Below are 20,159 nucleotides of genomic sequence, written 5' to 3' on the forward strand. Positions count from 1 at the left end.
GTCGATGCGGCGTGCTTACTGCTGCGCGAAGTGACTACGGTGACTGCGTTTGAATCAATCCAGCGGTTTGCCCGCGCTCTGTGCGGCAAGTGCGCGCTGGCGCGCCTGCGCCGCGAGGCGCACGGCTGCGTTGGGCGCGCCGTAGCCGTCGTAGCCGCCGCGCCGCTCCACGATCTCCAGGAAGAAGCGCTGGTCGAGCGTCTCCGTATAGGCGTGCAGGAACTCGCCACCGCGCTCGTCGCGGTCGTAGAGCAGGTTGTGGTTGCGCAGCGCGTCGAGAAACTCGGGGTCGAGGGCGTGGCGCGCGTCGAGATCGTCGTAGTAGTTCGCCGGTATGCGCAGGAGCGGCACGCCGGCCGCCTCGAATTCGGTCACGGCGCGGAAGATGTCGCCGGTGCTGAACGCCACGTGATTCAGGCCTGTGCCGTGGTAGGCGCGCACGGTTTCTGCCGCGGCCGTGTGCTGGTCCACCGAGGCGTTGAGCACCACGCGCAGCCCGCGGTCGCGGCTCATGAGCGCCCGGCTGCGCACGAGGCCGTACGGATCGGGCAGCAGCACGGCGGGCGTCGCTTCGAGCCCGAACGCCGACTTCAGGAACAACACCCATGAATCGAACGAGCCGGCAGGCAGCGAAAGGCTCACGTGATCGATGCCCGCGATCGGTCCTACTTCGACCGGGCCGTCGATATCCGTGAGCGCGAAATCGGCCTCGAAGAGGGTGGGCTGGCCCGGCTCCTCGTTAACGAAATAGTTAAGACTGCCGTCCGGCCCCTGGACGGCGGGCACCACGCGCTCGTTCGGACCCACGCGGCCCGAGAACGGCTGGTAGCCAAATCCCGCCGCGCGTTCGAGCGCGAGGCGCGCATCGTCCACGCGAAACGCCGAGGCGCAGAGCGAGAGCCCGTGGCGCTGGAAAAACGCGTCGGCGAACGAGTCGGGCTCGGCGTTGAGGACGATGGCGGCCGAGCCGTGCTGATAGAGCGTCACGTCCTTCGAACGATGCTGGCCCGCGCGGCGGAAATGCAGCTTTTCAAGCCAGTTCGCCACATGCGCGCGGGCGGTGTCGTCCACGGCGAACTCGAGGAATTGCCACTGCGCGTTCGCGGGTGCGGCGCTCGGGTGGTAGAGCGCACTCGCTTCGACATGCTCCGCCTGCAGGGTTTCGCGCGTGAGCGATTCGAGCAGCAAGAGCGAACGATGGCCGTCGGCGGCCGTGGCGGCGGGCGGCGCGCCGCGAAAGCCGTCGTTGAAGATTTCGAGCGAAAGCGGGCCCGTGTAGCCGCTTTTCACCACCTGGGCCGTGAAATCCGCGAGCGCGAAGTCGCCCTGGCCCGGGAAGCAGCGATAGTGCCGGCTCCATTCGAGCACGTCCATTTGCATTCTCGGTGCGTCGGCGATCTGCACGAAGCCGATGCGCGCGCCCGGAATCGTAGCGATGCCGTCCGGCGCGTCATCGAGCGAGAGCGTGTGGAAACTGTCCAGCGCGAGCGTCAGGTTCGCGTGATCGACGGTGTTGACGAGCCGCCACGCGTGGCCATAGGTGCGCACGTGGCGTCCCCACGCAAGCGCCTCATAACAGATCGTCACGCCCGCTTCCCCGGCGGCCTGCGCGAGCGCGCCAAGCTGTTCGGCGGCGAGGCCGTCGTCGCAGATCGTGTCGGGCGAGACATTGCTGCACACCAGCAAACGGTCCGTACCCAGCTGATGCATGACGTCGAACTTGCGCTTCACGCGTTCGATGTTGCGCGCGAGGCGCTCAGTCGCAACGCCTTCGAAATCGCGGAACGGCTGGTACAGCACGATATCGAGGCCGAGATCGCCGGCCATGTGGCGCACGTCGGCGGGCGAGCCTTCGAAATAGAGCAGATCGTTCTCGAAGATCTCGACCGCGTCGAAGCCGGCGGCGCGGATCGCGGCGAGCTTGTCGGCGAGCGTGCCGCTGATCGACACCGTGGCGATCGAGCGACGCAGCGCGCGAGAGGGGGCGTGGAGCGGCTTGGACATGGGCATGGCGAGCTTGCTGACGGCGACTTCGGTGTTGAACAAGGGTCCGGCGCGGCGGTGTAGGGCGGCATTTAACTAACTGGCGCACCGCAGACACACTTGCCGCTGGAGTGTCCGAAGGATACGCCAAACTAACTAGTTAGTACAAATTCTGGCAAACCCCAGGTGACCGGTGTACCGCTTCGCGGCACACTGGCGACCATGCGGTGAAACATGCAACGGTTATCGAGCATGCGCCGTGCCGGTCGTCAAGCTGTTCTGGAGTGTGTGTAATGGGAATGCCTTCGGTGCTGGTCCTGAACGGACCGAACCTGAATCTGCTGGGAACGCGGGAGCCTGCGATCTACGGCGCTGAAACGTTAGATGACGTTGCCAACCTGTGCCGCGAGGCGGCGGCGCGTCTTGGGATCGAGATCGATTTTCGCCAGTCGAACGCCGAGCATCAGCTGATCGACTGGCTGCACGAAGCGCGCACGCGCGTGGACGGCATCGTCATCAATCCGGCGGCCTATACGCATACGTCGGTGGCGATCGCCGATGCGCTTTCCGCCATCGCGAAGCCCGTGATCGAGGTCCATATCTCGAACGTGCACAAGCGCGAGGCGTTCCGGCACCATTCGTTCGTTTCGCCCATTGCAGAGGCCATCATCGTCGGCTGCGGCACGCAAGGGTATGTGCTCGCGCTGGAGCGCATGGCCACGCTGCTCGCCAAAAAGGTGACGAAATGAGCGCCCAGAACCACGCCAAAACGAATGCGCTGGGCGCGCGCGCAACCGCCAACTCGTTTCTCTGCGGCCTGATCGGCTCGGGCATCGGCGGCTCGCTCACGCCCGCGATGCAGGAGCAGGAAGGCCGCGAACTCGGCTTCCACTATGTATATCGGCGCATCGACCTCGAAGCGCTGAAGCTCACGCCCGCCGCGCTGCCCGAGTTGCTGCTGGCCGCCGAGCGCATGGGTTTCGACGGTTTGAACATTACCTATCCGTGCAAGCAGGCCGTGATCGAACTGCTCGACGAACTCTCCGATGACGCCCGCGCGCTCGGCGCCGTGAACACGGTGCTCTTCCGCGACGGCAAGCGCATCGGCCACAACACCGACTGGTCGGGTTTCGCGCGCGCGTTCCAGCGTGGCCTGCCCGATGTCTCGCTCGAAGCGGTGGTGCAACTGGGCGCGGGCGGCGCGGGCGCGGCGGTCGCGCACGCGGCGCTGCAGATGGGCGCCCAGGCGCTCACGCTGTTCGACGTGGACGCTTCGCGTGCCGAATCGCTCGCCAGCGAATTGCAGGCGCGCTTCCCGGCGGCTCGCGTGAGCGCGGGCGGCGATCTGCGCGAAGTGCTCAAGCACGCCACCGGCCTCATCCACGCCACGCCTACCGGCATGGCGAAGCTGCCCGGTATGCCGTTGCCTGCGGAGTATCTGCACGAGCGGCTGTGGGTGGCGGACATCGTCTATTTCCCGATCCGCACCGCGCTGCTCGAAGCGGCCGAGGCGCGCGGCTGCCGCACGCTGAGCGGCGGCGGCATGGCGGTGTACCAGGCAGTGGATGCGTTCCGGCTGTTCACGGGTGTCGAGCCCGACGCGGAACGCATGTATGCGCATCTGCAGTCCATGCTGGCGGCGAATGCTGCAAGCGCCAGCGAATAACAACGACAGCGCGCGGCGGGAGTCAGCGCAAAAGCGCCAACTCCCGTCGACCGCCACATAGGCATGGGGCAGGAGTCAGCGCTTTTGCGCCAACTCCTGTCGACCGCCACATGGGCATGGGACAGGAGTAAGCGCTGAAGCGCCAACTCCTGTCGACATATCGGAGACGAAGACATGGCACCACCCGTATCCACGGGGCGCGGCGACGCGCCGAACCTTTCCGCAGCCGCCCCCGTCGAGGGCGCGATGCGCCGCTCGAAAGCGCGCTATCGCATCCTGGGCCTGCTGGCCGTCGGCACGATGATCAATTACCTCGATCGCACCGTGCTCGGCATCGCAGCGCCGCAGCTCACCAAGGAACTGGGCATCAACGCGGCGCTCATGGGCCTCGTGTTCTCGGCGTTCTCGTGGAGCTACGTCGTCGCGCAGATTCCGGGCGGCGTGTTCCTCGACCGCTTCGGCAGCAAGTTCACCTACTGGCTCTCGATGACGCTCTGGTCGATGTGCACGCTCGCTCAGGGCTTCATCAGCGGCGTGGGCGCGCTGTTCGCGTGTCGTCTGGGTCTCGGCGCCGCGGAGTCGCCGTGCTTCCCGACCAATAGCCGCGTGGTCGCCACATGGTTCCCGCAAAGCGAGCGCGCATTCGCCACGGGCACCTATACGGTCGGCGAATACATCGGTCTCGCGTTCTTCAGTCCGTTCCTGTTCGCGCTGATGGGGGCGTATGGCTGGCGCTCGCTGTTCTACGTGGTGGGCGGCGTGGGCATCGCGTTCGGCCTCGTGTGGTGGTTCCTGTATCGCGAGCCGCACGAGCACCCCGCGGCCAACCGCGCCGAACTCGACTACATCGAGGCGGGCGGCGGTCTCGCTCGCCACGAACGCAAGGCCGACGCGCAAGCCGCTGCCGGCGAACCGAAAAAGCAGGGTTTCGACTGGCGCATGGCCGGCAAACTGGTGCGCCGCCGTCAGCTCGCGGGCATCTGCCTCGGGCAGTTCGCGGGCAACTCCACGCTCGTGTTCTTCCTCACGTGGTTCCCGACCTATCTCGCCACCGAGCGCCACATGGGCTGGCTCAAGATCGGCTTCTTCGCGATCATGCCGTTCATTGCCGCGTCGATCGGCGTGATGTTCGGCGGCACCTTCTCCGACTGGATGCTGCGCCGCGGCATCTCGGCCAACGTGGCGCGCAAGCTGCCGATCATCGCCGGTCTGCTGCTCGCCTCGACGATCATTCTCGCGAACTTCGTAGAGAGCAACGTGGCCGTGATCGCGATCCTCTCGGTGGCGTTCTTCGCCCAAGGGATGGCCGCGCTCGGCTGGACGCTCGTGTCGGATATCGCGCCGGCCGGCATGCTCGGTCTCACCGGCGGCATCTTCAACCTGGCGGCCAATCTCGCGGGCATCATCACGCCGCTGGTGGTGGGGCTGATCGTGGGTGCGACGGGCTCGTTCGTCTGGGCGCTCGTATTCATCGGCGTGATCGCGCTGATCGGCGCGGCCTCGTATATCTTCATCGTGGGCGATATCAAGCGCATCGAGCTGTAAGGCTCGCAGGCCGCCTGCGCGCGGGCTTTCGGCGGGACAGCGGGGCGCGGCACCTTCTATAGGGCCGCGCCCCGCGTGCTAAAATCGCCCGCATTCCTTCCCTGCTGCGGGCCAAAAAAACATGGCAAGACCGGCGGCTTCGGCCGAACGCAACGATGCTCAATCCGAAAGCCGGCGCAAGTACGATCCCGAGCAGACCAGGCGCAATATCCTCGAAGTGGCGACGGCCGAATTCTCGGCCATGGGTCTCGCAGGCGCGCGTGTAGACGCGATCGCCGAACGCACCAACACCACCAAGCGCATGCTGTATTACTACTTCGGCAGCAAGGAAGGGCTGTACGAAGCGGTGCTCGACAAGGTCTACGGCGACATCCGCGCGCTCGAACTGGACCTGCACATCGACGAACTGGACCCTATGGAAGGCCTGCGGCGGCTCGTCGAATTCACCTTCGACTATCACGACCGCCACCGCGACTTCGTGCGCCTCGTGACCATCGAGAACATTCATGGCGCGAAGTACATCGAGCGCCTGAAGACCTTCCGCAGCCGCAACGCCAGCGCGATCCGCACGATCGAAGACCTGCTCGCGCGCGGCGTGGCGAGCGGCGCATTTCGCGAAGACATCGATCCCATCGACCTGCACCTGCTCATCAGCTCGATGTGCTTTCATCGCGTAGGTAACCGCCACACGTTCGGCGCGGCGTTCGGGCGCGACCCCTCGCATCCGCGCTTGCGTGCGCGCCATCGCGAGATGGTCGTCGACGCTACGCTGCGCTTCGTCAAGAAGTAAAGCGCTCCCTGCGCTGCGGCCGCCCCGGCCGCTTTGGCTGTTTCTCGGCCGCCCGCCGATGCGGGACGCATCGCCCACGGCGCGCCCGCGTCCCCGCGCGGCGCTGCGCCGGGCCGCCAAAAGGCCCGGCGAACTCTGCAGATTTATCTCCGAAAGCCCGGCAAGCCCCGTCCTGCGTGGCTGACCGCTAGCATCGCTTGTTCCATAAAAGTGCGCAAACCCATTACACTACGGCGGTCAAGGCCGCCGCGCGCGGCCTCGCCCTGCGCAGCCGCGCCCCGCCTCGCCGGCAGGGCGGTCGCGCCGGTCCACGCCACCGGAGAGTCTTTAGCGCAATGAGCACCGCCATGCCCCGTTCCGGCCGAGCCGGCCTGCCTCGACAGACTCAGGCTCGCTTCACCCTCGGCACACGCATCGTCCTCAGCTTCGGCTTGCTGTTCGTGCTCATGCTCGCGATGGCCGCGATCTCGTGGGACCGCCTGCGCGCCATCGACAGCGAGGCGATGAGCCTCACGAGCGATTCGGTGCCGGGCCTGTTCTACGCGACCTCGCTGCGCGCGGCGGCCAACCAGACCTATAGCCTCGTCGAACGCGCGGCCTTCGTCGATGCCGACCCGGAAAGCGTGGCCCGCGACCTGTCGGGCCTGCCCGCTGCCTTGGCGCGGGTCGAGGAGACCGCACGGCAGTATGAACACACGCTTTTTCGCAGCGACGACCGCGAGCGCTTCCAGCGCTTTCGCGACGCTTACGCGCGCTATCTGCCGCTGGCGAAGGCGGTCGTGAGCCAACTGCCCGCCTCGCGCCCCGCCGCGCAGGCCGCGTTTGCGCAGATCGGCCCGGCGTGGCAGGAGGTGCTCGCCACGGCCAACACGCTCGTCGACGAAAACCGTCAGCAGGCCGACGAGTCCGCCCAGACCATCCGCAACTCGGTCACGGGCACGGAGTTCACGCTCGCCACGGCGCTGGGCGTCGTGCTGCTCGCGGCGCTCGCCACGGGTTACGCGCTCTATCGCGCGATTACGGTGCCGATGGCGCGCCTCGTGGATGTGCACGACTCCATGCGCACCGGCAACCTCTCGCAGCGCCTCGCGCTAAACCGCACCGACGAATTCGGCGTGCTCGAAGACGGCTTCAACCGAATGAGCGACGAACTGGCCAGCCTCGTCGCCCAGGCGCAAAAGTCGTCGCTGCAGGTCTCGACCTCGGTGGCCGAAGTGGCCGCGACGTCGAAAGAGCAGCAGGCCACCGCGAGCGAGACGGCCGCCACCACGACCGAGATCGGCGCGACCTCGCGCGAGATTTTCGCCACGGCGCGCGACCTCGTGCGCACCATGAGCGAGGTGGCGACAGTGGCCGAGCAGTCGGCCGGGCTCGCCAGCACGAGCCAGAGCGGCCTCACCCACATGGAAGACACCATGCGCAGCGTGATGGAAGCGGCGGGCTCGGTGAACGCCAAGCTCGCCATCCTCAACGAGAAGGCCGTGAGCATCAATCAGGTCGTGGCGACGATCACGAAGGTGGCCGACCAGACCAATCTGCTTTCGCTGAACGCGGCGATCGAAGCGGAGAAGGCGGGCGAGTACGGGCGCGGCTTCTCCGTGGTCGCGACTGAAATCCGCCGCCTCGCCGACCAGACTGCCGTCGCGACTTACGACATCGAGCAGACCGTGAAAGAGATCCAGTCAGCGGTTTCGGCGGGCGTGATGGGCATGGACAAGTTCGCGGAGGAAGTACGGCGCGGCATGCACGACGTGCAGGCCGTGGGCGCGCAGCTTTCGCAGATCATCGGCGCGGTGCAGACGCTCGCGCCGCGCTTCCAGGTGGTGAACGACGGCATGCAGGCGCAGGCCACGAGCGCCGAGCAGATCACCCAGGCGCTCACGCAGCTTTCCGAAGCCGCCCAGCAAACGGCGGAGTCGCTGCGCCAGTCCTCGCAGGCCATCGACAATCTCACGCTCGTCGCCAACGAACTGCGCACCGGCGTGTCGCGGTTCAGGATCGAGGCGTGACGCGGGAGCGGCGATGCTCTTCCTGGTGTTCGAACTGGACGGCGAGCGTTACGCGCTCGATGCCCGCGAGATTGCGCACGTGCTGCCGCTCGCGCCCGTGCGCGCGTTTCCGGGCACGCCCGCGTATATCGCCGGCGTGATCGACTACGAGGGCGCGCCCGTGCCCGTGGTCGATCTGCCGATGCTCGCGCTCGGGCGGCCTGCGCGCACGCTCATGTCCACGCGGCTCGTGCTCGTGTATGACGGTGGCGCCGCGACCGGCGCCGCTGCCGCCCATGCGCCGCCGCGCCGCCTCGCGCTGCTGCTCGAAAGCGCGACGCGCACACAGTCGATTGCGCCCGAGCGCTTTGCCGAAGGCGGCATTGCCACGCCCGAGGCGCGCTGGCTCGGGCCCGTCGCGCGCGACGAGCGCGGCTTCGTGCAGTGGGTGAAAGTCGCCCAGCTGCTCGATGCGCGCGTGCGCGCGCTGCTCTTTCCCGATCCGCCTTCGTGGCAAGGCGCCCCATGAGACAGGCCGACCCGCGCTTTGCCGGCTGGCTGCTCGAGGAAACCGGCATCGACGCCGAATCGCTGGGCGCCAACGCGCTCGCCCGCGCGGTGGGCTCTCGGGCGGCAGTGACGCTCGAGGTTCACGCGGACCTGCATCCGGCCGACACGCGCAAGGAGTGGATGAGCGGCGCCGCGCTGCCCGACTGGGCGCGCGAAGCCTACTGGCAGCGTCTCACGACCACGCCTGCCGAGCGCCAGGCGCTGATCGATGCGCTCGTGGTGCCCGAGACCTGGTTCTTTCGCGAGCGCGAGGCCTTCGCCGCGCTCGCGCGCCTCGGCACGAAGCGGCTGGCCGCGCAGCCCGGCGACGTGCTGCGCGTGCTGAGTGCGCCGTGCTCGAGCGGCGAGGAGCCGTACTCGGCGGCCATGGCGCTGCTCGACGCGGGCCTCGCGCACGAGCAGTTCGCCATCGACGCGATCGACATCAGCGGCCAGTCGATTGCGGCGGCCGCGCGCGGCGTGTATGGCCGCAACGCGTTTCGGGGCGACGGCCTCGCGTTTCGCGACCGCTATTTCGAGGCGGCGCCGGACGGATGGCGTATCGCCGCGACGGTGCGCCGCGCCGTGACCTTCGAGCGCGCGAACCTGTTCGAATGGCTCGCGCCGCACCCGGTGCGCTACGACTTCATTTTTTGCCGCAACGTGCTCATCTATTTCGACCGCGCCTCGCAGGACCGCGCCATCGACCTGCTGCGTGCGCGCCTCTCGGCGGGCGGCATGATCTTCGTCGGACCGGCGGAAACGGGGCTGATGATGCGCCATGAGATGGTGTCCGCCTATATTCCGCTCGCGTTCGGTTTTCGCGCGCCGGAACCCGGCGCGACGGCGGATCATCAACATCCGGCGAGCCCGGCGGCCGCCGTGCCGCCTGCGCTCACGCCGCTGCCGGTAATTGCCGCCACGGCAGCGGCGCCCGCATTCGGCAGCGCGCCGGTGTTTGCACCGTTGGACGCGCCGCTGGCCGCGGCAGCGCGCGGGTCCGCGCCGTCGCGGCTCTCGCTGCGGCCCTTGCACGTCGCGCCGGCTCCGCGCGCGGCGGCCGTGATGAACGCCCACGCGGCGGACGGGCCGTCCATTGGCGCCACGCCCGAAGCCGCGCTTGCCGACGCGCGTCGTCTCGCGGATGCCGGCGCGCTCGACGAGGCCGAACGTCTCGCCACGCAAGCGGCGCAGGCGTTGACGCAGAACGCGGGCACCTGGTACCTGCTAGGCCTGATCGCCGATGCGCAGGGCCGCGCAGCCGCGGCGCTCGCGCACTATCGCAAGGCCATCTATCTGGAGCCTTCGCACTACGAAGCGCTCACGCATCTGGCGGCGCTGCTCGAAGTGCAGGGCGATGCCGAAGGCGCGCGCCGGCTGATGCGCCGTGCACAGCGCGCCGCACAGGAAGTCGCACAGCGTGCCGAACCGGACGCAGGAGGCTCCCATGCCTGAGCGCGAACTGGAGCAAGACCGCGCGCAGGACCTCGTGCCGACGTCGCAACTGCCCGAGCAGTGCTGGAAAGTCATCGGCACGCTGGGCGACAACTCGTGCCCGCGCCTCGAGACGTGCGTGCGCTGCCTGAATTGCCCGATCTTCGAAGAAGCGGCGGCGCGCATGCTCGACCGTCCCGCGCCGCTTGCGCCAACCGCGCTTGCGCTCGAACGCGCGCCTGAGTCAGTGGACACGCGCACGCGCGAGGCAGGCTCGCTCGTGTTTCGCGTGGGCGGCGAGTGGCTCGCGCTGCCTGCCACCGCGCTGCGCCAGGTGCACGAGGCACGCGCCATCCACACGCTGCCGCACCGGCGCAGCGCCGCCGTGCTGGGCGTCGTGAACGTGCGCGGCGTGCTCACGCTCGCGGTATCGCTGGCCGCGCTGCTGCGTATCGATGCCGCGGCGCCCGGCGCACCGTCGCGCGCCGCCACGCCGCGCCTGCTCGTGACCGAATGGGCGGGCGCAACGACGGCGTTTCCCGTCGATGCCGTGGAGGGCGTCGCGAACTTCGGCGCCGACGCGCTCCTGCCCGCGCCCGCCACGCTCGCGCAGTCGGCCGGGCGGCACGTGCGCGGCGTGACGCACTGGCGCGGGCGTTCGGTGGGCGTGCTCGATGCCGAGGTGCTATTCGATGCGCTTGCAAGGAGTTTGCGATGAGCGACGACGAACTGAGCCGCCGCTCGCTGCTCGACCTCTTCCATGAGGAGGCCGCTGCGCAGACGCGCACGCTTTCCGCGGGCCTGCTCGCGCTGGAGTCCGCACCCGAAGATGCCGCCACGCTGGAAGCCTGCATGCGCGCGACGCACTCGCTCAAGGGCGCAGCGCGCATCGTCGGGCTGCCCGAGGCGGTCGAGGTGGCGAGCGCGATGGAGGATTGCTTCGTGGCCGCGCAGCGCGGCGAGTTGCGCATCGACGCGGCGCGCATCGATGCACTGCTCGTCGGCATCGATTTGCTGAGCGCGGCAGGCGATGCCGACGCGCCGCCGCTTTCGCACGAGGCGGTCGTGGCGTTCGCGGCGCGCCTTCAGGGTGGGGCGCAGGCCAGCGTGTCCAACACCACCGCCGAAAGTGCGCCCGAAACCGACGACCTTGCCGCGCTCGCGGCGTCACTGCGTCTGCCCGAGCCGGAGCGTGAGGCGGTGGCGTCCACCGACGTCGAACCCGCGCCACTCGCGCAACCCCTGCCACCCCGCTTAGCCGACGCCGAGCGCATGCTGCGCGTGCGCGCCGGCACGCTCGACCGCTTGCTCGGCTTCGCGGGCGAATCGCTGGTGGAGTCGCGCCGCATGCGGCCGTTCGCGGAAGGGCTCTTGCGCACGCGCCGCGCGCAGGGCGACGTGCTCGCGGCGCTGGGCCAGTTCCAGGAGCGCCACGGGGATGCGCTCGACGCCGACGCGCGCGACGCACTCGCGGAAATACGCCATGCGGTTGCGTCGCTCGATCGTCAGCTATCCGAACGATTCGACGACGTCGATCGCATCGACCGGCGCGGCACGCAACTCGCGCAGCGCCTCTACGACGAGGCCCTGCAGTGTCGCATGCGGCCGTTCGGCGACACGGCGCACACCTATCCGCGCGTGGTGCGCGATCTTGCGCGCTCGCTTGGCAAGCGGGTGCGCTTCACGATTGCCGGCGAGTCGACGCAAGTAGACCGCGACATCCTCGAAATGCTCGACGCGCCGCTCGGCCACCTGCTGCGCAACGCGCTCGACCACGGTATCGAAGACCCCGAAACGAGACAGCGCGCGGGCAAGCCGGAAGAGGCGAGCCTCACGCTCGAAGCGCACCATAGCGCCGGCAAGCTGCTGATCGCCGTGGCCGACGACGGCGCGGGCATCGATCTCGACGCACTGCGCGCGAGCATCGCCGCGCGCTCGCTCGCGCAGCCCCAGGCCGTGGCCGCGATGTCCGACGCCGAGTTGTTCGACTTCCTGCTGCTGCCGGGCTTTTCGCTGCGCGACACCGTCACTGACGTGTCGGGCCGCGGCGTCGGCCTCGACGCCGTGCAGAACTTCGCGAAGGCCGTGCGCGGCACGGTGCGCATCGAGAGCGCGGCGGGGCAGGGCACGCGCTTCGTGCTGCAGTTGCCGCTCACGCTTTCGGTGGTGCGCAGCCTGATCGTCGAGGTCGCGGGCGAAGCCTATGCGTTCCCGCTTGCGCACGTGCGCCGCGCGCTCAGCGTGCCGCGCAGCACGATCGAGATGCTCGAAGGCCAGCAGCACATTGCCTTCGAAGGGCGGCCCGTGGGGCTCGTGACCGCGCGCCAGCTGCTCGGCGCGGGTGCCGAAGCCACGACCGCGGAAGACCTCAACGTCGTGCTGGTGGGCAGCGAGGCGGGCCTCTATGGCGTGGCCGTGGACCGTTTCGCGGGCGAGCGCACGCTCGCCGTGCAGCCGCTCGACGTGCGTCTGGGCAAGGTGCGCAATGTCTCGGCAGCGGCGCTGCTCGACGACGGCGAGGTCGCGCTGATCGTCGACGTGGAGGACATCGTGACGTCGGTCGCGCGTCTCGTGCGCGACGGACAGCTCGCGGGCGTGGCGCGCGGCGGCGCACACGATGGGGCGCGCGCACGCAAGCGCATTCTCGTTGTCGAGGACTCCTCGACGGTGCGGGAGCTGGAGCGCAAGCTGCTCGAAAAACGCGGCTACGACGTCACGGTGGCGGTGGACGGCATGGACGGCTGGAGCACCCTGCGCAACGCGCACTTCGACCTCGTCATCACCGACGTCGACATGCCGCGCATGGACGGCATCGAACTCGTCACGATGATCAAGGGCGACGCGATGCATCGCAACGTGCCGGTGATGATCGTCTCGTACAAGGATCGTGAAGACGACCGGCGGCGCGGCCTCGACGCGGGCGCCGACTACTATCTGACCAAGGGCAGCTTCCACGACGAAGCGCTGCTCGACGCGGTGAACGACCTGATCGGAGAGGCGACGGGATGAAAATCGGTATCGCCAACGACATGCCGCTAGCAGTCGAGGCGCTGCGCCAGGCCATCGCGACGCGGCCAGGCCATCGCGTGGTGTGGGTCGCCGCGAACGGCGAGGACGCGGTGCAGTTCTGCGCGGCACAGGTGCCCGACGTGATCCTCATGGATCTCGTGATGCCGAAGGTCGATGGCGTAGAGGCCACGCGGCAGATCATGGCGCGCTCGCCGTGCCCGATTCTGATCGTGACGAGCAGCGTGGGCGCGAACGCCTGGCGCGTGTACGAGGCGATGGGCGCGGGCGCGCTCGATGCTGTCGATACTCCCACGCTCGCCGGGCCCGACACGCGCCGCACCATGGACCTGCTGCTCGCGAAAATCGAGCAGATCGGGCGCGTGTCGGGCGCGCTCGATCTCGCCGCACGCGCGCCGGCGTTCACCGCTTCCGGCATGCCGAAAGCGCCGCTCATCGCGATCGGCGCCTCGGCGGGCGGCCCCAGCGCGCTCGCCACCGTGCTCGGTGGGCTGCCCGCCGGTTTCGGCGCGAGTGTCGTGATCGTGCAGCACGTGGACCAGTCGTTCGCCGCGGGCATGGCCGCCTGGCTCGACGGCCAGACGCCGCTCACAGTGCGCATCGCGCTTGAGGGCGAGCAGCCTGAGCCCGGCTGCGTACTGCTCGCCGCGACCAACGATCATCTGCGCATGACAGCGGGCGGCAAGCTGGCTTACACTCGCGAGCCGGCCGACACACCCTACCGTCCCTCCGTCGATACGTTCTTTCACAGCCTCGTCGAGCGCTGGACGGGCGAGGCGATTGGCGTGCTGCTCACGGGCATGGGACGCGACGGGGCGATCGGCCTGAAGGCGATGCGCGCCAAGGGCTGGCACACCATCGCCCAGGACGAGGCGACGAGCGCCGTATACGGCATGCCCAAAGCGGCGGCGGCGCTCTTCGCCGCGCGCGCGATCCTGCCGCTCGACGCCATTGCCGCCGAGCTTGCGAGCCGGGTGAAACTCCCGCATCAACCTGCCGGCTAGATGCCAGCCATCACGAGACGCGACCGATATCATGACCGAGAAGTCCAATCTTCCAACCAGCGCAAACGTTGCAGACAGCATCGGGCCGGACGTCGGCATCGACGCGGATCTCGACCCCAGCAGCGCCGACGACGCTTCGCTCGCCGTCGCGCTGGAGGCTGTGCGTAGCGCGCTGGAGCAAACGATGCCCGCCGCCGACATGCCGATGATGGTGCTGCTGGTGGACGACCAGGCGATCGTGGCGGAGGCGGTGCGCCGGGCGCTCGCCAGCGAACGCGAGATCGACTTCCACTATTGCGCGCATCCCGACCAGGCCGTGCGCACGGCCGAGGAAGTGCGCCCGACCGTGATCCTGCAGGACCTCGTGATGCCGGGCACCGACGGCCTCACGCTCGTGCGCGCCTACCGCGCGAACGAAGCGACACGCGACGTGCCGATCATCGTGCTCTCCACCAAGGAAGAACCCGCCATCAAGAGCGCGGCGTTCGCATCGGGGGCCAACGATTACCTCGTCAAGCTGCCGGACAGCGTCGAGCTGATCGCGCGCGTGAAATATCATTCGCGATCCTACGTAAACATGCTCCAGCGCGACGAGGCCTATCGCGCGCTGCGCCGCTCGCAGCAGGAACTGCTCCGTGCGAACCTCGAACTGCGCCGCCTGACGCATTCGGATGGCCTGACCGGCCTCTCGAACCGGCGCTACCTGGACGAATTCCTGAGCGCCGAGTGGAAGCGGGCGGAGCGCGAGCGCACCGAAGTGTCGCTGCTGATGATCGACGTGGACTACTTCAAACCCTATAACGACACCTACGGCCACGTGGCGGGCGACAACGTGCTGCGCTCGGTGGCGACGACGATCCGCCGCGAGATACGTCAGCCGCGCGACCTCGTGGCGCGCTTCGGCGGCGAAGAGTTCGCCGTGGTGCTGCCGGGCACGGGCAGCGCGGGCGCGCGGCTGCTCGCCGAGAAAATGCGCCGCGACGTGGTGGGACTCGCGTTGCCGCACGTGGGTTCAGCCGTGAGCGAGCACCTTACGATCAGCATTGGCGTGGCGACGCTCACGCCCGCGCCGGGGCTCGCGGAAACGGCGCTGATCGAGGAAGCCGACGCCGCGCTTTACCGCGCAAAGCGCGATGGCCGCAATCGCGTGGCGTTCTCCACGCACGTGTCGGGGCGGCCGTAAAGGCGCAGCGCCTCAACCCGGCGTCCAGTCGTACATCAGGATCTTGGCGCGCGCGTCGTCCTCCACGAGCACCACGTAATCGCCGTTATCGCGCTGCGCGGCGCTCATGCCCATATAGATGTCCACCCACCCGCTCGTGTTGCCCACGTTCGCACCGGGCGTCATCGAGCCGACGATCTGGCCGCTGCGCGCGTCGTATACGTCGACCTTCTGCGTGTAGAGCTCCGCGATGAACACATAGTTGCCGGCCACGGCGATTCCGACCGTTGTCACTTGCGGGCTGCTGCCCGTGTTCCAGGGCAACGACGCCTGCCACGTGAGCGTGGGCGAACCGCTCGACCAGTTGTCGTAACGCGCGAGCACGGGCCCGGCTTCCTTCCAGTGCGACGCATCCCACGGAATGTTCGCGGTGAAGCCGGTGATGTACATCGTGTCGGTTTCGGCCACGTAGACGATCCGTGCGATGCGGTTGAACGGCGCCGGCATCGGGAACATCTTCGACGATGCATAGGTGTACTGCGGATTCCCCTGTGCGTCGAGCCCTTGCATCGGCATCTCGCGAATCCCCGAAAGCGGCGTGGCGAGCCACACGTTGCCGGGCGTGTCCACCCACCAGTAGCCGTTGCCGACGGTCGCGCCCGTCGAGGGGTTCGAGGTGATCTCGCTCGCGTCCACGTGGCCGTCGCCGTTCGCGTCGCGCCACATCCACTCGCCGTAGGTCGGCTGGCCGGCGGGCCAGTTGCCCGGCATCGGATTCTGGGCGAGCAGGCCCGAGGGAATCGCGACTTCGCCATCGGTCGCGCTCGAGAAGCGGTAGATGTTCAGGTAGTGCGCGTACTGGTCGAGCGTATAGAGGAATGGCTGGCCGTTGAAGCGCCGCACCATGGGCGAGCCGCGCACGCCGCGCGTGGAGTGCAGCGCGGGATCGTCGGGATACGCGAAGCGGTTGAGCGTGAAGCCCGCATAGGTCCATTGCTTGCCGGGCGCCTGGCTGTAGTCGAGCGTGAAGCGCTTCGAGCCGGTGAAGACGTTCGCGGTATTGGCGGGGTCGAAGGCGGCGGCATCGACGAAGGTCAGGCCGTCGAGGCGCCAGCCCAGCGTGCGCGTGCCCATTGCGTAGCTCTCGAGCACCGCTCCCTGGCCGACCAGCGCGGTGCCGTACGGTCGCGGCCCCTGGCCGTTCTGCGCGACGTACAGGTTGCCCGCCTGGTCGTAGCCGATGCTGGTGATGCCGTTGAAGCGCCAGTCGCCGGGCGCGCCTTCCACGACGTGGAAGATGCCCTGGCGCGTGCCCAGCGTGCCCGCGGCCGCCAACTGGCCGCTCGACGAGCGGGCGTAAAGCAGAATCTGCTGCGAAGGGCCGTTGTCGGCAATCGAGAGCTGACCGGAAGGCGCGAAGGCGAGATCGGTCGGCACGGTGCCCGCAGGCAGCACGGGTGCATCGTTGAGCGCGGTGCCGTCCTTGCGGTAGTGACCGATGCTTGGGCCGTTCGCGTCCTGCATGCCCTGGATCACCCAGAGCGTGCCGTCCGTGGCCAGCGCAATGCGGCCCGGCGTCGGCACGGTGAAAGCACGGAGCTGACGCATGGTTTGCGCGTCGTAGACCACGATGCGGTTGTCCGCGGTATCGGCAACGTACAGTTCGGCGTCGGTGGCGGCGAGGCCGCGCACGGCGCCGTCGCTGCTGCTCGGGGCGGCGAGCACGCGCAGGAAGCTGTTTTTCGTCGCGTTCGCGCTGTTGCCGATGCCGCTCGCGAACGGCGCGCCCTGCGCCACGTTCGAGCGCAGCCGGCGCGTCACGCCGAACCAGGTCTGGTTGGCGGGCGGATAGTCCGCGCCCACGAGAGCATTGCTCTGGTTGCCGATCGACATCGCGGCATAGACATAGGTGCTGTTCGCCGCGATGGCGTCGCCGCCCGCATTGCCCCAGCCATGCGTGTTGCCGGCCACCGCGAGCTTGTCGCCGCCGCGGTAGACGCCGATCTCGCTGCCGCTTTCGTCCCAGGGCGCGTTCGCGTAGACGGTGCCGTCGGGCGCGACGGCGATGGCCTGTACGTCCTGCTGCATCCACTTGCCGTCGCCGAAACCGAAGCTGTTGCCGATCCAGGACGTGGTGTAGTTGAGCGTGCTTTGCGCAACGCTGGGTTGAATGGCGAGACCTTGCAGCGCTACCGACAAGGCAATGAGGCGAGCAGCATTTTTCACTTGAATTCCCGTCAATTACGAACATGCCGCAAAATGCGCGGCAGTTGGGCGTGATGCTCGCATGCGCTTTTAAGGAAATAATTCAAATATTATTCAATGCGGGTAATGTGGCGTTTTTTTATGCGGATGCGATGAATGGCCCGCCCGCGGGGCGCAAAGTCGCTCGAGCGCCACGCAAAAGGGGAATTTCGCCGCCTGCTGGAATAATCCGGTCTCGCCGCGCGTTAGCCCCCGCATCGCCACCTAATCAACGTCGATTCACGATCATGAAGTTTCGCGGGCCGCTCGATGAGCCGCCGGTTTCCGAAGCCGATATCCAGGCCTATAGCGACGGCACGCTTGCCGGCGCGCAGGCGGCGCACGTGCGGCGTTACCTCGCGGGCAAGCCCGGCGAATGGCATCGCATCCTGTTCTACCGGCGTCTGAACGCCCAGATCCGCGATGCTTACCCGGCCCGGCCCGCGCAGACGCCGCACTCGCGCGCCGCGCCAGCCCGGAGCAGGCGGGCGTTGCGCTACGCTATCGCTCTCGCGGCTGCGCTGGCGATGGCGGGTGCCGCAGTGGCGTGGATCGGCGTGACGGAGCCGTCGCAACAAGTGCTGAACAACGCTGCGGTGATGGCGCTGATGGAAGCCGAAAACGGGCAGCCGGAGGCGCTGGAAGCGGGCGCGGCGCGTGCGCCGTTCGATTTCGGCGCGGCGGGCCTGCATTTTCTCGGCGGTGGCGAAGTGCGGGTTGGCCCGTTTGCGAGTGCGCAGCGCTATGTGTACGAGAACAACCAGGGCGAGCGCGTGGTGCTGCTCGCGAGCCGCGCGTGGCTGGCCGGCGCGGCGCCGCAGTGGAGCGCACACCGCGCGGGGCCGCTGCGGCTCCTGATGTGGCGCGAGCACGGCACGCGCTGGGTGCTCGCGGGCAACGCCCAAACGCGCGGCTTGATGCGCGCGGCGGACCTCGCGACGCTCGCCGCGCAGCCGGCGCGCGAAGGCGAAGGATCGTGAACCCGCCCGAGGATGCAAACCGCGCAATGACCCTTGCGGCAATCCAGGATGAAACATGGACATCCGTGACGAGCTGATAGAACACGTGCCGCGCCTGCGACGCTACGCGCGCGCGCTGATCAACAACCGCGAGCTTGCCGACGACCTCGTGCAGGACACGCTCGAGCGCGCCATCGCCCGCACGGAGTTGTTCCGTTCGGGCACCGATCTGCGCGCCTGGCTCTTCACGATCATGCACAACCTGTTCGTGAACCAGGTGCGCAAGTCGGCGGCACGCGGGGCCCACGTTTCCGTCGACGACGACAGCGTGCCCGAAACCGACTACGCCGTGCCCGCCGCGCAGACGGGTGCGCTCGAAGTGCGGGATCTGGACTTTGCGCTGCAGCGTCTGCCCGTGGAGCAGCGCGAGGTGGTGCTTCTGGTAGGACTGGAGGAGATGAGCTACGCCGATGTCGCATTGGCGCTCGACATACCGATCGGCACGGTCATGTCGCGTCTGTCGAGGGGACGTGAGCGCTTGCGGGCGCTCATGGCCGGTTCCGTCCCGCGTGCGAATCTGAAGGTGGTGCGATGAGCGAGCAACAAAATCCAGTCACGCAAGACGAGATCCACGCCTACGTGGACGGCACGCTATCCGAGGCGCGTCGCGCCGACGTGGAGCGCGAGCTCGAGCGCAACCCCGAGCTTGCCGCGCGCGCGAGCGACTTCTTCGCGCTGAACAATCTGCTGCACGAGCGTTACGACCGCGTGCTCAACGAGCCGCTGCCTGCGCGCCTGCGCGTGGCCGCCCCTGAGCCCGCGCAGCAAGCGGTGCGAAATGCGCGCCCGGCGGCAAACTGGCCGCGCTTCGCGGGCCTCGCCGCGGCGCTCGTGCTGGGCGTGGGCATCGGGTGGGGCATGCATTACGGCATGAGCGGCACGGGCGGACCCGCAGGCGCGGCTGGCGGCGGCGAACTACGCGCGGTGAGCGCGGATGGCACCATGCGCTTTGCGCAGCAAGCGGCGCGCGCGCACGTGGTCTACATGCCGACGGTGGCGCGTCCCGACACGATGGACGACAGTCAGGAGCAGGACTTCGTGAAGTGGCTCGCGAACCGGCTCGGCACCAATGTGCGCGCGCCGATGCTCTCGAAGAGCGGGTTCGAGCTTTCGGGTGGGCGGTTGTTGCCGGCCGACGACGGCGGCGAAGTCGCACAGTTCATGTATCACAATGCGCGTGGCGAGCGGGTGACGCTGTGTATCTCGCACCGCAAGGCGAGCGCCAATACCACCGCGTTCAAGCTCTATCAGGATGGGCCTGTGAATGTGTTTTATTGGGTGGATGGCGACTTTGGGTATGCGCTTTCCGGGGGGATCGATCGTAAGGCGTTGCTGCAGCTTGCGCATGATGTTTATGCGCAGCTGACGCCGCGGTGAGGGTTGGTTTTTTGTCGTTGTTCCTGGCCGGGTTGGCCTTTCCTTGTGTTCGCGTCGGTGTGCAGGCGTTGCCCCTGTGCGGGGCGGCACCTACTTTCTTTGCAGCGGCAAAGAAAGTAGGCAAAGAAAGCCGCTCAAACCGCTAGCGCCTGCCACGGTTCACATCGCGCCGCTAACGGTGAATGGCTCCGGAGCGTCTGTCACTCCGCACCTTCAAAGTTGGTGACAAGGCAGTCATCCTTCCGGCGGCGCTCCGCGCGCCGCAGGGTATAACCTGAAACCATTGGTGCGCGTGCATCCTCGCCGAGGCTGACTGCGCCCCTGGTTTCCCATGCAGCCCCAACCGCAGCGCGCGTAGCGAGCAGCGGGAT

16 protein-coding genes are annotated in these 20,159 nt (G+C 68.1%); 14 read left to right on the top strand and 2 right to left on the bottom strand.

Features of this window, described 5'->3' with window-relative positions; genetic code table 11:
- Nucleotides 1-54: 54 nt before the first annotated feature.
- Nucleotides 55-1,971, bottom strand: a complete 1,917-nt coding sequence (locus AB4Y36_RS16050) for a bifunctional sugar phosphate isomerase/epimerase/4-hydroxyphenylpyruvate dioxygenase family protein (protein WP_368683568.1) — start codon at nt 1,969-1,971, stop codon at nt 55-57.
- A gap of 305 nt (nt 1,972-2,276) precedes the next feature.
- On the opposite strand from AB4Y36_RS16050, the gene aroQ reads away from it, so the two are divergent.
- From aroQ to AB4Y36_RS16105, 11 genes are all read left to right on the top strand, one after another.
- The gene (gene aroQ / locus AB4Y36_RS16055) at nt 2,277-2,732 is read left to right on the top strand and encodes a type II 3-dehydroquinate dehydratase (RefSeq protein ID WP_368683519.1); all 456 of its coding nucleotides are present in this window, start codon (nt 2,277-2,279) and stop codon (nt 2,730-2,732) included.
- Nucleotides 2,729-3,649: a shikimate dehydrogenase gene (locus AB4Y36_RS16060; protein WP_069268604.1), complete on the top strand. Its 921-nt coding sequence runs from the start codon at nt 2,729-2,731 to the stop codon at nt 3,647-3,649. The genes aroQ and AB4Y36_RS16060 overlap by 4 nt, the downstream gene beginning before the upstream one ends.
- 246 nt (nt 3,650-3,895) lie before the next feature.
- Nucleotides 3,896-5,194: an MFS transporter gene (locus tag AB4Y36_RS16065; protein WP_368683569.1), complete on the top strand. Its 1,299-nt coding sequence runs from the start codon at nt 3,896-3,898 to the stop codon at nt 5,192-5,194.
- Between the two features lie 121 nt (nt 5,195-5,315).
- Nucleotides 5,316-5,984, top strand: a complete 669-nt coding sequence (locus AB4Y36_RS16070) for a TetR/AcrR family transcriptional regulator (RefSeq protein WP_069268602.1) — start codon at nt 5,316-5,318, stop codon at nt 5,982-5,984.
- A gap of 335 nt (nt 5,985-6,319) precedes the next feature.
- Nucleotides 6,320-7,993: a methyl-accepting chemotaxis protein gene (locus AB4Y36_RS16075; protein ID WP_368683520.1), complete on the top strand. Its 1,674-nt coding sequence runs from the start codon at nt 6,320-6,322 to the stop codon at nt 7,991-7,993.
- A gap of 13 nt (nt 7,994-8,006) precedes the next feature.
- Nucleotides 8,007-8,501, top strand: a complete 495-nt coding sequence (locus tag AB4Y36_RS16080) for a chemotaxis protein CheW (protein WP_069268600.1) — start codon at nt 8,007-8,009, stop codon at nt 8,499-8,501.
- The gene (locus tag AB4Y36_RS16085) at nt 8,498-9,976 is read left to right on the top strand and encodes a CheR family methyltransferase (RefSeq protein ID WP_368683521.1); all 1,479 of its coding nucleotides are present in this window, start codon (nt 8,498-8,500) and stop codon (nt 9,974-9,976) included. The genes AB4Y36_RS16080 and AB4Y36_RS16085 overlap by 4 nt, the downstream gene beginning before the upstream one ends.
- Nucleotides 9,969-10,673 carry a chemotaxis protein CheW gene (locus tag AB4Y36_RS16090; protein WP_368683522.1) on the top strand — a complete coding sequence of 235 codons (705 nt, stop codon included), beginning with the start codon at nt 9,969-9,971 and terminating at the stop codon, nt 10,671-10,673. Before AB4Y36_RS16085 ends, AB4Y36_RS16090 begins: the two co-directional genes overlap by 8 nt.
- Nucleotides 10,670-12,964 carry a hybrid sensor histidine kinase/response regulator gene (locus tag AB4Y36_RS16095; RefSeq protein WP_368683523.1) on the top strand — a complete coding sequence of 765 codons (2,295 nt, stop codon included), beginning with the start codon at nt 10,670-10,672 and terminating at the stop codon, nt 12,962-12,964. The genes AB4Y36_RS16090 and AB4Y36_RS16095 overlap by 4 nt, the downstream gene beginning before the upstream one ends.
- A complete protein-coding gene (locus AB4Y36_RS16100) occupies nt 12,961-13,986 on the top strand; it encodes a chemotaxis response regulator protein-glutamate methylesterase (RefSeq protein ID WP_368683524.1) in 1,026 nt (341 codons plus the stop codon). Before AB4Y36_RS16095 ends, AB4Y36_RS16100 begins: the two co-directional genes overlap by 4 nt.
- 184 nt (nt 13,987-14,170) lie before the next feature.
- Entirely contained in the window at nt 14,171-15,169 is a 999-nt protein-coding gene (locus tag AB4Y36_RS16105) for a diguanylate cyclase (RefSeq protein WP_176732995.1), read from the top strand.
- A gap of 12 nt (nt 15,170-15,181) precedes the next feature.
- Here the strand turns inward: AB4Y36_RS16105 and AB4Y36_RS16110 are convergent, their stop codons facing one another.
- Nucleotides 15,182-17,236: a hypothetical protein gene (locus AB4Y36_RS16110; protein ID WP_368683570.1), complete on the bottom strand. Its 2,055-nt coding sequence runs from the start codon at nt 17,234-17,236 to the stop codon at nt 15,182-15,184.
- Nucleotides 17,237-17,640: 404 nt separating this feature from the next.
- Between AB4Y36_RS16110 and AB4Y36_RS16115 the strand changes: the two genes are divergently transcribed.
- Genes AB4Y36_RS16115 through AB4Y36_RS16125 form a run of 3 tightly spaced genes read left to right on the top strand, consistent with a single transcriptional unit; the run spans nt 17,641 to nt 19,788 of the window.
- On the top strand, nt 17,641-18,372 hold the full coding sequence (locus AB4Y36_RS16115) for a transcriptional regulator (RefSeq protein ID WP_368683525.1): 732 nt from the start codon (nt 17,641-17,643) through the stop codon (nt 18,370-18,372).
- A gap of 55 nt (nt 18,373-18,427) precedes the next feature.
- On the top strand, nt 18,428-18,946 hold the full coding sequence (locus tag AB4Y36_RS16120; RefSeq protein WP_069268594.1) for a sigma-70 family RNA polymerase sigma factor: 519 nt from the start codon (nt 18,428-18,430) through the stop codon (nt 18,944-18,946).
- The gene (locus AB4Y36_RS16125) at nt 18,943-19,788 is read left to right on the top strand and encodes an anti-sigma factor (RefSeq protein WP_368683526.1); all 846 of its coding nucleotides are present in this window, start codon (nt 18,943-18,945) and stop codon (nt 19,786-19,788) included. Before AB4Y36_RS16120 ends, AB4Y36_RS16125 begins: the two co-directional genes overlap by 4 nt.
- Nucleotides 19,789-20,159 lie beyond the last annotated feature (371 nt).

It is taken from the genome of Paraburkholderia sp. BR10936 (assembly GCF_040965735.1).
Classification (GTDB): domain Bacteria; phylum Pseudomonadota; class Gammaproteobacteria; order Burkholderiales; family Burkholderiaceae; genus Paraburkholderia; species Paraburkholderia nodosa_A.

Excerpts from the sequence above, each read along its gene's own strand:
- AB4Y36_RS16060 (WP_069268604.1), top strand. The coding sequence starts at position 2,729 with ATGAGCGCCCAGAACCACGCCAAAACGAATGCGCTGGGCGCGCGCGCA.
- AB4Y36_RS16100 (WP_368683524.1), top strand. The coding sequence starts at position 12,961 with ATGAAAATCGGTATCGCCAACGACATGCCGCTAGCAGTCGAGGCGCTG.
- AB4Y36_RS16075 (WP_368683520.1), top strand. The coding sequence starts at position 6,320 with ATGAGCACCGCCATGCCCCGTTCCGGCCGAGCCGGCCTGCCTCGACAG.
- AB4Y36_RS16120 (WP_069268594.1), top strand. The coding sequence starts at position 18,428 with ATGGACATCCGTGACGAGCTGATAGAACACGTGCCGCGCCTGCGACGC.
- AB4Y36_RS16070 (WP_069268602.1), top strand. The coding sequence starts at position 5,316 with ATGGCAAGACCGGCGGCTTCGGCCGAACGCAACGATGCTCAATCCGAA.
- AB4Y36_RS16110 (WP_368683570.1), bottom strand. The coding sequence starts at position 17,236 with ATGCAGCAGGACGTACAGGCCATCGCCGTCGCGCCCGACGGCACCGTC.
- AB4Y36_RS16105 (WP_176732995.1), top strand. The coding sequence starts at position 14,171 with ATGCCCGCCGCCGACATGCCGATGATGGTGCTGCTGGTGGACGACCAG.
- AB4Y36_RS16080 (WP_069268600.1), top strand. The coding sequence starts at position 8,007 with ATGCTCTTCCTGGTGTTCGAACTGGACGGCGAGCGTTACGCGCTCGAT.
- AB4Y36_RS16125 (WP_368683526.1), top strand. The coding sequence starts at position 18,943 with ATGAGCGAGCAACAAAATCCAGTCACGCAAGACGAGATCCACGCCTAC.
- AB4Y36_RS16090 (WP_368683522.1), top strand. The coding sequence starts at position 9,969 with ATGCCTGAGCGCGAACTGGAGCAAGACCGCGCGCAGGACCTCGTGCCG.
- AB4Y36_RS16085 (WP_368683521.1), top strand. The coding sequence starts at position 8,498 with ATGAGACAGGCCGACCCGCGCTTTGCCGGCTGGCTGCTCGAGGAAACC.
- AB4Y36_RS16115 (WP_368683525.1), top strand. The coding sequence starts at position 17,641 with ATGAAGTTTCGCGGGCCGCTCGATGAGCCGCCGGTTTCCGAAGCCGAT.
- AB4Y36_RS16095 (WP_368683523.1), top strand. The coding sequence starts at position 10,670 with ATGAGCGACGACGAACTGAGCCGCCGCTCGCTGCTCGACCTCTTCCAT.
- AB4Y36_RS16065 (WP_368683569.1), top strand. The coding sequence starts at position 3,896 with ATGCGCCGCTCGAAAGCGCGCTATCGCATCCTGGGCCTGCTGGCCGTC.
- aroQ (WP_368683519.1), top strand. The coding sequence starts at position 2,277 with ATGGGAATGCCTTCGGTGCTGGTCCTGAACGGACCGAACCTGAATCTG.